10 protein-coding genes are annotated in these 14,535 nt (G+C 53.3%); 1 reads left to right on the top strand and 9 read right to left on the bottom strand.

The features are described from left to right. Positions 1 to 55: 55 nt before the first annotated feature. Positions 56 to 2,356, top strand: coding sequence for a DUF5703 domain-containing protein (locus tag EHT25_RS18445; protein WP_229311632.1), 2,301 nt, complete (start codon positions 56 to 58; stop codon positions 2,354 to 2,356). 1 nt (position 2,357) lies between these two features. Here EHT25_RS18445 and EHT25_RS18440 read toward each other — a convergent pair whose 3' ends face one another. The 9 genes from EHT25_RS18440 to EHT25_RS18400 all read right to left on the bottom strand — a co-directional run bounded on the left by EHT25_RS18440 (position 2,358) and on the right by EHT25_RS18400 (position 14,507). Continuing rightward, entirely contained in the window at positions 2,358 to 4,397 is a 2,040-nt protein-coding gene (locus EHT25_RS18440; RefSeq protein WP_124876600.1) for an aceric acid hydrolase, read from the bottom strand. A gap of 300 nt (positions 4,398 to 4,697) precedes the next feature. Further along, positions 4,698 to 6,335 carry a sodium:solute symporter family protein gene (locus EHT25_RS18435; protein ID WP_124876599.1) on the bottom strand — a complete coding sequence of 546 codons (1,638 nt, stop codon included), beginning with the start codon at positions 6,333 to 6,335 and terminating at the stop codon, positions 4,698 to 4,700. A 16-nt stretch (positions 6,336 to 6,351) separates the two neighbouring features. Continuing rightward, on the bottom strand, positions 6,352 to 7,488 hold the full coding sequence (locus EHT25_RS18430; RefSeq protein WP_185731410.1) for a four-carbon acid sugar kinase family protein: 1,137 nt from the start codon (positions 7,486 to 7,488) through the stop codon (positions 6,352 to 6,354). A 1-nt stretch (position 7,489) separates the two neighbouring features. Next, positions 7,490 to 8,545: a 4-hydroxythreonine-4-phosphate dehydrogenase PdxA gene (gene pdxA / locus EHT25_RS18425; RefSeq protein WP_229311631.1), complete on the bottom strand. Its 1,056-nt coding sequence runs from the start codon at positions 8,543 to 8,545 to the stop codon at positions 7,490 to 7,492. A 126-nt stretch (positions 8,546 to 8,671) separates the two neighbouring features. Further along, positions 8,672 to 9,586: a dihydrodipicolinate synthase family protein gene (locus tag EHT25_RS18420; protein WP_221622301.1), complete on the bottom strand. Its 915-nt coding sequence runs from the start codon at positions 9,584 to 9,586 to the stop codon at positions 8,672 to 8,674. A gap of 8 nt (positions 9,587 to 9,594) precedes the next feature. Next, a complete protein-coding gene (locus EHT25_RS18415) occupies positions 9,595 to 10,743 on the bottom strand; it encodes an iron-containing alcohol dehydrogenase (RefSeq protein ID WP_124876595.1) in 1,149 nt (382 codons plus the stop codon). 13 nt (positions 10,744 to 10,756) lie between these two features. After that, positions 10,757 to 11,887, bottom strand: coding sequence for a sialidase family protein (locus EHT25_RS18410; protein ID WP_124876594.1), 1,131 nt, complete (start codon positions 11,885 to 11,887; stop codon positions 10,757 to 10,759). 52 nt (positions 11,888 to 11,939) lie between these two features. Then, the gene (locus EHT25_RS18405) at positions 11,940 to 12,647 is read right to left on the bottom strand and encodes a DUF3826 domain-containing protein (RefSeq protein WP_124876593.1); all 708 of its coding nucleotides are present in this window, start codon (positions 12,645 to 12,647) and stop codon (positions 11,940 to 11,942) included. 27 nt (positions 12,648 to 12,674) lie between these two features. Continuing rightward, a complete protein-coding gene (locus EHT25_RS18400) occupies positions 12,675 to 14,507 on the bottom strand; it encodes a sialidase family protein (RefSeq protein ID WP_124876592.1) in 1,833 nt (610 codons plus the stop codon). Between the last annotated feature and the right edge of the window lie 28 nt (positions 14,508 to 14,535).

Raw genomic sequence — 14,535 nt, 5'->3', positions numbered from 1 at the left:
CTTGAGCCCGCTCCTCATTCGTCCTTTCAAAAACCGGTTAAAAACCATAATTCTCTTGGTCAACGCCTTGGTTTTTAACACACTGACCACCGGTTTGGCGCAACCGGTTTCTATCAATCAATACAATGAAACCTGGACCAGCCCAAGCAAAAATTCATCGGAATCAATGCCCTGTGGCGGGGGCGACATCGGATTAAACGTCTGGGTGGAAAACGGTGAACTGCTGTTTTACGTCGCCCGGAGCGGCCCCTTCGATCACAACAATACGGTTTTGAAACTGGGCCGCGTTCGGCTGAAACTTTCGCCCAATCCGTTCGAAGCGGGCGGCACGTTCAAACAGGAACTGGTGCTGAACAAAGGCCATATTGAAATCACCGGCAACCAGTCCGGTCTTTCGGCGCACATCACGGTTTGGGTCGATGTGTTTCGCCCGGTGATTCACGTCGCTGTTTCCAGCAATAAACCCGTAAAAACCGAAGCTTCGTTTGAAAGCTGGCGGCACGTTGATCGCGTCACTAAAGGCCGGGAAAACAACGCCAATTCATACAAATGGGCGCCACCGGGTGAGGTCAAAACGCTGAAAGATGCGGTTCAATTCAATGAAAATGAAGTGCTTTTCTACCACCGAAACGGCGCTGAACGCTCGGCCTTTGACGTAACCGTTCAGCAGCAGGGGTTGGATAGCGTTAAAAATCAACTGTTTAATCCGTTGTCCAATCTGACGTTCGGCGGAAGTTTGTCGGGTTCCGGTCTAAAACCGGCCGGAACCTATCAGGGCAAGTACCTGGATACGGAATTTCAGGGCTGGAAGCTGGTCAGCCAAACCGCTTCACGAAAACATGAACTGGTTCTGTGTCTCCACACGGATCAGGCGGCAAGCGTCGAGGATTGGAAAGAAGGGCTGGAAACCGTAAAAAAAGAAGCGGTCACGTCGGCGAAAACCGCTCAGAAACCGACCCAAAACTGGTGGAATGATTACTGGGCACGAAGTTTCGTTTACATCGAAAACGCTCCGAATTCGCCGGAATGGCAGGTGGCCAAGAATTACCAATTGTTCCGGTACATGCTGGGCTGCAACGCGTTGGGGAAGTTTCCGACCAAGTTCAACGGCGGTTTGTTTACCTACGACCCGTCCCTGATCGACTCGACGATGCGGTTTTCGCCCGACTTTCGCAACTGGGGCGGAGGCATCCATACGGCCCAGAATCAACGACTGGTCTACTGGCCGATGCTGAAAACCGGCGACTGGGAATTGATGCAACCACAGTTCGGTTTTTACCGGAACAGCCTGAAAACTGCGGAGATACGTACTGCCGTTTACTGGCAACACAAGGGCGCAAGTTTTACGGAACAGATTGAGAATTTCGGGCTGCCCAACTCCGCCGAATACGGCTGGAAACGTCCGGCGGGCTATGACAAAGGCATGGAATACAACGCCTGGCTCGAATACGAATGGGATACGGTTCTGGAATTTTGCCTGATGATGCTCGAAACCGAGCGCTACGCCGGAAAGGACATTTCGGGCGACATTCCGTTCATCGAAAGCTGTCTGACGTTTTTCAATGAGCATTACCAGTATCTGGCGAAAAAACGGGGCAGCAAGGCGTTCGATGGCGAAAATAAACTGATTCTGTATCCGGGATCGGCCGCCGAAACCTACAAAATGACCTACAACTCCTCATCCACAGTGGCGGCCCTGCGCACGGTTCTGACGCGATTGCTGGAACTGCCCGACACCTATTTGACCCGCGAAAAACGGGCGTTCTGGCATCAAATGCTCAACCGGATTCCGGGTATTAGCTTTCGGTCCTTCGACGACCATCCGACAATTGCACCCGCCAAACTCTGGGAACGGATCAACAACGTCGAGACACCCCAACTGTACCCGGTTTTTCCGTGGGGCATTTTTGGAATTGGAAAACCGGGTCTGGATACGGCAATCAATACGTACCGATTCGACCGGGATGCACTGAAATTCCGAAGTCACGTTGGCTGGAAGCAGGATAATATTTTTGCCGCCCGACTGGGTTTAACCGACGAAGCCGCCCGACTGACGCTGCTGAAGCTGGGCAACTCCGGTCGTCGTTTTCCCGCCTTCTGGGGACCTGGTTTCGACTGGACGCCCGATCACAACTGGGGCGGTTCGGGTCTGATTGGTTTGCAGGAAATGTTGTTGCAGGCCGACGGCCGAAAAATCTACCTCTTTCCGGCCTGGCCTCAAAGCTGGGATGTTCACGTCAAGCTCCACGCGCCGTACCAAACGACGGTTGAAGCGGTTTTGAAAAACGGCACGATTGAATCGTTGGTTGTGACGCCCGAATCGCGCCGGAAAGATGTGGTAATTATGCTAAAATGAATTAACGAATTAACGGAATCCAGACCGCCATTTCCGAATGGCCCCGGTTGCTCCAGGCATAATACGGAATGAGTCGAACGGGTATGGAAACGGGCGCGTTGTCCGACACTTCGCGGTACAGTTGATTCGTCCATGACCGGTTTTCCACGCGTTGGGCGGTGCCTTCCAGCGCCATTATCTCGCTGTTTTCGATGCTGACGAGTTTGGGTTTCAGGTTATTTTTGGGTGATAACGCTAAGCTTGTTAGCTTGGCGTTCGGGTTATCGACCGACTCCAGGCAGTAAACCACCGGCCCGCGTTTCACCGCGACCTGGTTGCGGGTTTCCTCGACCAGCGGATTGGCTTCGATCAGTTTGACCGGCATCGGCAGATTGATTTCTACTTTGTCGCCCGCTTTCCACAACCGGTTAAGCTCGGCGTATTCCCCCGACCGGATCACCGTCGTAACCGCAACGCCGTTCACTTTAATCGTAGCGCCCTGACACCAGCCCGGAATCCGGACAAACACCGAAAACGGTTTCGCCGAAACCTGTTGCCAGCTTAACCTGACGGCGCCATCCCAGGGGTACGCCGTTTCCTGCGTCAACCGAATCGCCGAGCCATCTTTCAGCGTCGTCGTTAGTTGATTTGCACCGAACAGATTCATCCACAGCCCTTTGTCCGACACACTGTAGGCGTAACTGCTCACTTCAGCCAGTGTCCGCACGGTATTGGGAGGGCAGCAGTTCGACTTGCTGATGTACGGCTGACGGCCACCCATCCAGCGCAGGGGATACGGATAATCGTCGGACGCGCTCAGTGGATTGGTGTAGAAAAACCGGTTGCCATCCAGGCTAATGCCCGACAGAATGCCGTTGTATAGCTCCAGTTCCATCACATCCGCGTATTTCGCCTGTCCGGTAATTTGCAGCATCCGGTAATTCCAGAGCAGGTTCCCAATGTTGGCGCAGGTTTCGTTGTGCGCCGAATAATTGGGCAACTGATAGGCTTTGCCATACGATTGATGCACTTTCTGCACGGTATCCGGTTTATACGACGTGCCTTCGGGCGATACGCCATCGTACAAGGCCCCGCAGCCGCCGGTCACGTACATTTTGTGATTAGTCACATCGTCCCACATCAAATCCAGCGTTGAAAGCAAGGTGCTGTCACCGGTTTCGGCGAAGACGTCGGCAACTCCGGCAAAGAGGTAATTTGCCCGAACGGCGTGGCCGATCACCTTGGTCATTTTGCGGAACGGCACGCGGTCGGAGTTGTCGTCCGTTCCTTCCGTCAGGCCCCGAATGTCGATGAGTTTCTGGGCCAGAGTGAGGTAAGCGGGCTCACGGGTCGTGCGGTACATTTCAATGATGCCCATGTAATGCGACGGACAAATGGCGTTCCGGGCCTGTTCGGGCGTGGCATTGTTGTAAAAACCGATCAGAAAACCGGTCGCTTTTTTGGCGATGTCGAGCAGGGTGGTTTTGCCCGTGGCGCGGTAATGCACACAGGCCGCCGTCATCAAATGCCCGAAATTATAAGCTTCAAAACTCAGCTTATCGTCGAACATTTTCTTCTCCCCGTTCTTCTTTTGCTGGATAATCGCTTTCGTATAAATGTAGCCTTCGGGCGTTTGCGCCTTGCCAATCACTGCAATGGCGTCATCCATCAACCCATCCAGCTTCGGGTCTTTCGTGATGGCATACATTCCGGCGACGGACTCCAGCGTTTTGTAGAAATCGCCGTCGTGAAAGGAAGGCCCTTTAAAATTCCCCGGAGCCAGTCCGGCAGCAATTTTGAAGTTCTCGAACGAATGGCTCAGGTTCGCATCGGTATAGGTTTTCCACAAATGCGGCACCATCGAATCGCGGCAGACCTTAAACCGATCGGCCCAGAAACCGGTCGTCCAGTTCACCTCATTCATATTAACACCCTGCAAGCGGACGAACTTGCTCTGCGCGGTGTTGACCAGCGCTTTGGACTGGGCGTTGGTAGTAATAGTGATAACTATTCCGGTTAGAAGACCGAAGGTGTTTCGCAAAAAAGATGTATGCAGGGCCATTGAGATTTAGATTTTAAACATCAGCCCACGGTTTTAACCGTGGGAAAAGCAGATCGAAAAATTGGTTTTTACAACCGTTTTAACGGTTTTGAGGCTTTGAAACCGTTAAAACGGTTCCGGTGACGCGGTTACATTTCCATTTTTTCCCACGGTTCAAACCGTGGGCTATTATTTTAGATTTTTCAAGAATCAAACTATCGCTAACTGCATTAACACACTATAAAACAGGCAATTGCAACTAATTAAAATTGTCCACCACATTGAGTAATACAATAAACTATTGCAAACCAGAGAAATAAATCAAACTTTATAATTACCTGCTTTCATCTGGTCCTGCATTCCAAAGCTTGAAAAAGAATCCGTTTCTCCAGTCTCCCTTTCCGTTACCTGACCCGCTGTACCATTCCGCCAGCCGCTATACAGCAGATTTCTATCCAGCGTTGGTTTCGGAAAAAACAGGCTGGCAACGTAACCGACACCAATGACGACCAGGTGGCTATACACGCCGAGCATCAGCTTGTGATGCGTAAAGTTGTAAGGGCCGAGATCGAGCAACAGTTTCTGGTCGGCGCCGTAACCGATTTTCGTGGAAGTCAGAAATGCGTAGGCCGTAAACAAAATGCACACTACGATGGCGATGTTAACGCCCTGCCGATTGGCGCGCGCGCTAAAAATCCCCAATAGGAAAATGCCGACAATACCGCCCGAAAAAATGGCGTACAACGTGAATACAATGCCCAGAACACCCTCATTCCCAGCCCGTAAATAAATGGCTCCGATCAAAATGGCGATCAAACCCGAAAAAACGACGATCGTTTTACTGACCGCCAGGTATTCCTGATCGGTGCGGGCGGGGCGCCACTTTTTATAGAAATCTTCCAGCCCGACAGCCGCCAGCGAGTTGAGGTCGGCGCTCAGGCTGCAAATAGCCGCCGAAATCATGGCGGCCAGAATGAACCCAACGACGCCCGTCGGGAATTTGGTCATGATGAAATACGGAAAAACCGCATCGGGCCGCAGACCGGCAGGCAGCGGTTGTTGCCGGTAATAGACAAAGAGGGCAGTGCCGATGAACATGAACAACGCCCAGACCGGCACCGTCAGCGAAATACCCAGAATGGAAGCTTTGATGGCGGCTTTATCGGTTTTGGCGGTCAGGTAGCGTTGCACGACGGTCTGGTCGGTGCCGTATTTCTGGATGGCGTAGAACATGCCGTTGATGACCATCACGACGAACGTCAGTTGCGTAAAATCCAGATTGTACGGGCCAAAACCGGTCCGGTTATTCGCGGCAGCCACCTCGATCACTTCCGAAAAACCGCCGTTCACGGAGAAAAGAATAACCGCCAGACACAGAATTCCGCTGGCAAACAGCATAAATCCCTGAAACACATCCAGCCAGATGACGGCTTCGATCCCGCCCAGCAAATTGACGGTAATGATGATCAGTCCGACGATCAGAATGATGTAAAACGTGTCGGCACCGGTCATGTTGGTCAGCGCAACGGACAATAGAAAAAAAACCGTTCCCATCGAGGAGAACTGCCTGAGAACGAAGGCAATGGAACTGTAATACCGGGCCAGCGAACCAAAGCGTTTTTCGAAGTACTCGTAGGTACTGAGGCCGATGACCTTGCGGTAGAGCGGCACGATAAACCAGATGGTCCCCAGCAACACAACCGGCACCATCAGCCCCTGAACCAGCAAAATCCAGTTCGACGAGTAGCCTTCACTCGGGTAGCCCAGAAACGTCACGCTGCTGATCAGGGTTGCCAGCAAGGACATACCGATGGCCCAGGCCGGAACCCGGCCTTTGGCGGCAAAATACGTTTCCGTCGTCCGCTGGTTTCGGGCGTATCGTAATCCAAAATAGAGGTTGACTACCAATACGATACCGATAATCAGGTAATCGATTACGCTCAGGCCAGGGTTCTGCATTCGGTTCAGGAATTAATCAAAATGGCCATAATCCCGTTGGCCAGCGATAGCTTCCCGGTTTTACGGTAACATGCAAATCTACTTTTCCGATGGCAATACTCCGGACAACGCCGGTTGCCAGTTCCTCCGTGGGAATCAGTCTGGTAATCCCGATTTCCTGCAACACCGCCGAGGCCGTGGAGCCGCCTTCGATGACCAGTTCGTGAACCAAAATCTTTCCAAAAACCGCCTTGACGGCTTGACCCATCGCCGTTCGCAGTTGCAATGCGTCCGAACGCTGGGCCCGAATCGGGTCAATGGCCAGCAACACCGGTTTCGATTGCTGCAGACTCGTTCCCAGGTCGGTCACCCAGTCAACCCAGTCTTGATCGTCAAAATCAGCAAGCTGTTCGGGTAGGTAATACACTGAATAGCCTGTACTTGCCGCTTTTTTCACCAGCTCAACAGGTTCGCCAAACGCACTTCCGCATACGTAAAGCCAGCGTTTGCCCCAGCGTACCGGTTTTGCCAGACCGGTTTTTGGCATGAACTGAGACGCCAGTACCGCACTAAAAAACCCTGACCCGCCCCCCACTAAAGTCCGTTGGTCCACCCGATTTACCCACATAACCAAATCCGCCGGTTTTTCAACTTCGCCAATAACGATTCCGTCGTCTGGTAATTGCTCCGATTGCGTACGAACAAAAACCGCATCGGATTTATCCTGAAACCGCATTAGGACGTCCGATTCCGTGACCGGAAACTCTGGATCGTTGGCAAAATGCGTCTGGTGAATTGGTTTGCCGTTGACGAAATACTGTCCGTTGACCAGCGTTCGTCCGAGCGCCGGATTGGCCGGAATCAGCAGGGCTTTTGGCATATCCAAAACCTGTAACTGCGCCAGCGTTTCCGCCACAACATGCCCCCGCAACACGGAATCGATCTTTTTGTAGATCAGTTGTGGTTTTAGTTGGGCCAAAGCTTCGCTGATTTCGGTTACTTTCTGAACAGCAACCTCCTCCGAAACCGAGCGCGTATCGGTGGCAACGACCAGCAAATCCGCCGTTGATCGCGAATCAACCGACATGGCCATTTCAACCTCAAGCCCGAACGACAATCCGATTCCGCCCAGTTCCGCCGCGCCCGTAAAATCGTCGGCAATGACCGCTATCATCTTACGCTGGTTGCAGGTTTTTCCGCCGGTTTTTTGCCAGTTGCACCGCCGATTCAATCGCCAGAAGCATGGCATCCGCGCTGGCGACACCTTTTCCGGCAATTTCAAACGCCGTTCCGTGGTCGACCGACGTCCGGATGATCGGCAGTCCCATCGTGATGTTCACGCCTTTGACGCTGTCCATCTGCTTCTTCTCGGCGTTCCATTTGAAACCGGTCAGCTTGAACGGAATGTGGCCCTGATCGTGGTACATCGCGACCACGCCCCCGTAATAACCGGTAGCGGCTTTGGAAAACAGCGTATCGGCCGGAACCGGGCCGTCCGCGTCAAAACCGCGTCGCCGGGCTTCTTCCACCGCCGGGCGAATTTCCTCGTCATCTTCCGTTCCGAACAAACCCGAGTCGCCCGCGTGGGGATTCAATCCCGCCACACCGATTTTCAGGTTGGTTTCGCCCAACGAAATCAGACCGTTGTGTAATAACTCGATCACTTCCAAAATCCGGTCTTTTTTGACCAGATCGCAGGCTTGCCGAAGCGAAACGTGTGTCGAAACGTGAATGACTTTCATCCGGTCTTCGACCAGCAACATGCCGTATTTCTTCGTATTCGTAAACTGCGCGTAAATTTCGGTATGTCCCGCAAAATGATGCCCGGCTTCGTTGATCGATTTTTTGTTGATCGGGCCGGTCACGGTCGCGTCAATTTCGTCGGCCAGCGCCAGATCGATGACGGTTTTTACCGAAGCAAACGCAGCTTCCCCCGCCATCGCCGAGATTTCGCCGAATTTCAGCGTTGCCAGATCCACATTAGCCAGATCGTATACATCGATGGTTCCCAACTGAAATTGAGCATCCGGCACCGACGTGACGACATTAAAAACCGCATCCAGTTTCAGCCGCTTAGAAATATCTGCAAAAACCCCCGCATCGCCCACCAGAATCGGGTTGCACAGTTCGTAAATCGCCGGATTCAGCAGGGCTTTCACCGCAATCTCGGGACCGATACTCGCCGGATCTCCCATCGTGATTCCGACGATTGGTTTATAATTCATCTTCATAATCAAACGTTTACGGATAACGTGCCCACGGACCGCCGGGCGACCCCGTTTAGTCCGTGTTTTTTGAGCACATTTAGATTCTTAACTATTCTAAAATCTCACGGATTTTAGTCCGTGGGTACGTTATCACATCTGTATTTCTTCCTTCACCAATACCTCCGCCAAGGCGGTTTTTAACTGGGTTTCTTCGGATTCGGAAAGGGCCTGCAAAGGCGGCATGACGGTCGTGCCGCAAAAACCGTATTCCTGCATCAGCACTTTCAGCGCCCACAACGACTCGCCCAGCGTGCGACCACCCTGATAAAGATGGCCGAACACATCCGACTGGTTCTGGTGGTAAAATGCTTTTTCCGAATCGCCCTCCTCGACGGCTTTCAGCATGTCACGGTAAATAACCGGAATCAGGTTCCCCGTACTGGGCACCAGCCCGTCACTCCCGGCCAGCAATGCATGGGCCGACCGGGCCGCCCAGCCCATAAAATGGCTGAAATCGGGGCGGTTGGCCCACAGATTTAGGGATTCGGTCAGGCGGTCGGCGTTGCGCTCGGAGTCTTTGATGCCGACAATGGTCGGGTGGTAACTCAGGTCGTCGATCACCGCCACCGGAATCGACATTCGCGTGGTGGCCAGGATGTTATACATAATCAGAGGGCCGTTTAACCGGTCAGCCAACTGCTCGAAATACCGCTTCATCTGGCTTTCCGATAAGGTATAATAGCAGGGCAGCGTAGCCGCCACCGCATCGACGCCCAGGTCGAAACAGTAATTCGCAAAATCGACCGATTCTTCCAGGCAGTTGGACGAAATACCCGCGTACAAAACCGTATCGCCCGTTTTCAGTCGTGCGGCTTTTTTTACGTAAGCCTTCTTGACCGATAGCGGCAAGGACGTTGCTTCGCCCGTTGTTCCCAGTACAAACGGCATCGCTTCGTTGGCCTGCAGATTGGCCACGATGCGTTCCACAGCCGCTTCATCCAGCCGAAACGTGTCCGTCAGGGGGGTCACCAGCGGAACCACAACGCCCCGGTATTTCTTGTTCATACTCATAGCTAATAAGCGGCTGTATAAATGGCAATCGCATCCGCAAAGGTCATTTCACGCGGATTATTTTTTAGTAATCGAGTGATTTTCAGCGCATCATCCGCTAACTGAGGAATGGTTTCTTTCGGAATTCCGACCTCGCGCAACCGCGCCGGAATCCCGCAGTCCCGAATCAACTCTTTTATCTTCTGAATACCTTTTGCGGCCGTTTCGGCGTCATCACGTCCGCGTTCGCAACCCAGCGCAAGCGCCACCTGCGCATACCGCCCTACGGCCGCCGAAGCGTTAAACGCCATGACATACGGCAACAACAGCGCATTGGAAAGACCGTGGGCCAGGTGAAACTGGCTGCCCAGCGGATACGAAAGCGCGTGAACGCCCGCGGTATTCACCGGCCCCAGGCAAAAACCGCCCAGCAAACTCCCCATGGCTACCTGCGTCCGGGCTTCTTCGTCCGCGCCGTTCCGCACCGCCTGAACGATGTTGGCGGCAATCAACCGCATGCCCTCAAACGCGTAGATGTCGATGAAAGGCTGCGCAAACTTGTTCGTATAGGCTTCCAGACAATGCGTGAGCGCATCAATTCCGGTAGCTGCGGTTATGGCCGACGGCACGCTGAGCGTCAGCAGCGGATCGACGTAAACGACGTCCGGCACCAGAAACGGGCTGATGATGCCTTTCTTCTGATTATCAGCCTCATCCACCAGAATGGCGTTGGGCGAAACCTCGCTACCCGTTCCCGATGTGGCCGGAACGCAGATCAGTTTTTTGCGTCGCCCACTCAGATTTCCGATGCCCACCATTTCCGGCAAAGTCTGGCTATTTTCCAGTTGAGCAGCGACCAGCTTGGCGACATCCAGCACGCTTCCGCCACCAATTCCCACCACCACACCGGGATTGAACGGCTTGACGGTTTTCATCAGATTTTCAAAATCCGCAAAAGACGGTTCCTGCACAATGCTCGTGTCGACCTGAACGGTGATTTGCCTGGTTTCCAGCTCATCAATCAGATTTTTCAGAGATTTCAGAAGCGGCTCAATCGTGACCAGCAACACGTTTTCGGGTGATCCTTGCATCACTTCCGCAGCCAAATTGCGCAGCGAACCTCTGCCAAAGACCAGCTTTCCGGGGAAATGTATCGTTAACTCCTGTGTCATTCTCTCGCTTTTCCTACTCTTTCGCACTTTCCTTCGCAACGGGCGCTTCGTACCCCTCCAGCGCGGGCCAGACGCCGTTTTCGATGGGTTTTAGCTTTAGTTTGGCGGGATCAATAACCGCATGTTTGATTTTCTGCCGACGCCAGGTATAAATCACGTGAATCAGGCTATCGCTCGTCTGAATCACCGACGGGTACGAATACTGACTGATCGGCGAATCTTCCAGGATGACCGCAGCCAACCAGTTTTTACCATCTTTTGAAACCGCCAGATTCAGCGGAGTGCGCGGCCCTTTCACCAGATCGCCCGGCGGCAACACGTGGTTATACACCAGCACCTGCCGACCGTCTTTCAGCGTGACGGCATCGGTTCCCGAATTGTTGTTGGGCAAACCGGTTTTGGCCAATGGCGACCAGGTTTCCCCGTTATCGTTCGACCACGATTCGAGGATAGCGCGGTCTTTACTGCGCGCCAGAATCTGGAGTTTCCCGTTTCCGTACAACAAGAGGCTGGGCTGAATGGCATTCAACGATTTACCATCGCTGATCGGGCCGACTTTCCGCCAGGTTTTGCCAAAATCTGACGTGACTTCAAAGTGCAGTTTCCAGCCGTCGCCTTCGGTGCTCGACGGACAGAACAGGTTGCCGTTGGCGAGCAAAACCGGTTTGTTCTTCACCGGCCCAATGTAGCCTTCGGGCAACGACTGAGCCGCCGACCAGGTGCGGCCGCCATCGGACGACCGCTTCAGCCAGCCCTGCCATTTAGACGGGCTGGGGCCAATTTTGTAGAACAGCAGCAGGTCGCCCTTCGGAATCTGGTACAAAACCGGATTCCAGGTGGCATAGCGGAGCGTTTCGCTGACAATGCCATTGGCGACATTCTGCGGAGCCGACCACTTTCCATTCTCCTGCCGACTCACCCAAATGCACACATCCGGATTTCGCTCTTTGGTTCCGCCGAACCAGGCCGACACCAAACCGCTCGGCGTTTCGACCATCGTGGCCGCGTGGCTTTCCGGGAAAGGCGGTTTCTCGACCACAAATTCGTCGATCACCAAGCCCGATTGCCATTTCGACAACTGCGCAAATGCCGGGCTGAACAGCGTCAGACTCATCAGCAGAATGATGTATCGTATCTTTTTCATCTTCAAAAAAATCTTCTGCGCCGATCACGCGGAAGGCTGGTGGACAGAGAAATTAATGGTTTCCTTCTTTCTTTTGAGCGGCTTTTTGGGCCTTGATCACCGCTGTGTAATTGTTGTACATTTCCCGCCAATTCCGCCCGTTGGCGTTGAGATATTGCTCGGATTTGGTCTTGTAGATCTCGAAAATGGCCGAGATTTCCTTCATGCTTTTGTAATCGACAGCCTGTTCGCGGGCCTGTTCCATAAAACCGAGCAGCGTAGCTTCCTCTTTTTCAGTGATATTCGGCACAATGGCGCGGTAGCCATTCATCGTAAATGCCACTTTTCCAATCGTGTATTTATCCAGAATGGCGTCGATCTGTTTCTTCTCCAAATCCCGCTGCAACCCGCTCATCAGTGCCTGGTGCACGGTTTGCGGCATGGCCGAATCGGCGATGAGTTGCCGGTCGAGTTCCGTCAGCGGTTTACCGGTTACCGGATTAATGCCCGCCGGAACCGTGCTGGCCGGATGCTCGTTGTGCCAGTCGCGAACGGCTTTTAAATGAGTGGCGACCACCTCCGTCAGTCGATTTTCTTTTTCTGGGTTATTCAGATCCAGCGACGCAACCCACTCAGCGGCTTTCTTTTCCTGTTCTGCATCGGCCTTTGCCTTCGATTCCGTTGCCGAAGCAGTGGATTGAGCCGGTTGCGTCTGGCTGAAAACCGGTATGGCCATCGTCAATGTGACGGCCAGAAAACCGTATTTTAAGGTCTTTTTCATGTTCTGCCTGGGTTGATTTCGAATCGGCTATTCCGCCCGGTTTTGCAACGCACTCGTTTTAAAGGACTTAATAATAAATACCGACTCGGCGTCTAGTTCACCGGCTTTGGGTAAATCGTAGCTCTGGTCGGTCGGCGTATCAGCATCGGGGAAACGACGCACTCCGCCGGTGCGGAACGTTACCCGCCGAAACGACGCCACCGGCGCAAAAAACAGCCGGTTTCCTTTCGATTGCCCGTTGACGAAAACCGTAAACATTCGTTTGTCACGGTCCAATTCAACGCGGATTTCGTACGGTTTTCCGGGCTCGTATTTCTGAATTTCCGAATCGCGATAGCCCACTTTAGCTTTGAAAACGCCGTCCGCATCGAACAGCAGTCGGACGGCGGCCGTGCCTTTGGCGTCCTGAAATTCAATCTGTAAACCACCTTTGCCCACCGGCTGCGGCACCACCGAAAACGCAACGGCCAGCTTCTTCGACTCGGGAATGACGCGCTCGGCTTTGGCATAATCGAACGGATCTTTATCCCTTAATACCAGCGCTTTGGCTCCCGAAACCGACTCGATTTTCGCCGTGGCCAACAGCGGGCTGTAGAGATTCCAGGCCTTCAGTTCGTCGCCCGCCGGCAATTGCGCGAACGTTTCGTCCGGGTGAGCCGTCACGGTTTCGGTAACCGGTACCGGAATTTTAGACACCCAAATGTCTTCCTTGTTCATGCTGTACGTCACCCACAGATCGGAGCCGGGGGGCGTTCCGTTGCCCTCTTCGATTCCGCGCACGTACTGCGGCCCGTAGGATTTATACGCCCCACCGTAGCGCATGGACGTAATTTCACCATTGATTAACAGCAGATTGGTATAATTTAAGCCGTCTTTGCTGGTGGAAATCGCCAGTGGCCAGCGGAATTCCGAGGGGTTATACACCGTCGCGTACTTGCCGTCGGCGGTTTTCTGACCCCAGATTTTGGCGTTACTGTTTACAAAACCGGGTGCCCGCAGCGGGTTGTAAAGCCAGGTTTTTCCTCCGTCGGGGCTGATGGTGGTCAGGGCGTGTTTCCATAACCCCACGACCCGATTGTCCGGCAAATGGTAATAACTGAAGGCTTTAACGTCTTTTTTGAGCGAAATCAGCGGGTCGTTGCGGTCGGCTTCTTCGATCCACTGCTGCATCATCAGCGTGTTGCCCAACAACTCTTCGCAAGCTGCTACAAACCCCTTGTCTTTGGAGCTGGTGTAGAACGGATACGTCGATTTTGACTTATCCCAGGAAGCGTTATGCCGGATAAAGTAAATGGGACCCCATTTCCCGTCCGGATAGATTTCACGCACCACGCGGCCAACGCCGTTGCCGTCGTTCGGATCGTCTTTCGGGCCCATCACGATTCCGTAAAAAGCCAGGGTCAACAACCGCTTGTTTTTCGCGACAAAAAAGCCCATCCGCTGGTGCATGACCGCGTACAAATCCTTCGCGACCTCGGGCCGACCGGTTTTCTTCCAGCCGTCCGGTAATTTGTAGGGTGGAAACAGGATCGCCGGTTTCGACCAATTGTAGCCGTCTTTGGACGTCAACAGTAGCGTTTGCCCCGGCGGCTCGTGTTCACCCACCGGATTGCTGAGGTATTGCAGGTAAAACGTGTTGTTCCAGTAGGCCAGCATCGGCGCGTGGTTATACGTCCAGTTGGTGCCTCCGGCCAGTTCCGGGTGTTCGCGGTTGGCTCGAAAAACCTGGATATTGTGTACGCCCACGACCGGACTCAGTTGCCCGTGGTGATAATCGACATTGGAAAGCGTTTGTCCGACAAAGCGAACGGTATCCTGGGCCTGGGTGTGGGTCACGATATAAAATAGGGCGACAAACATGAGAATTCGCCTGCAATAAAATGGGGCC

It is taken from the genome of Larkinella rosea (assembly GCF_003858635.1).
Classification (GTDB): Bacteria; Bacteroidota; Bacteroidia; order Cytophagales; family Spirosomataceae; genus Larkinella; species Larkinella rosea.
The sequence above is the reverse complement of the archived record's forward strand: the minus strand, read 5'-3'. Positions and strand labels throughout refer to the sequence as shown.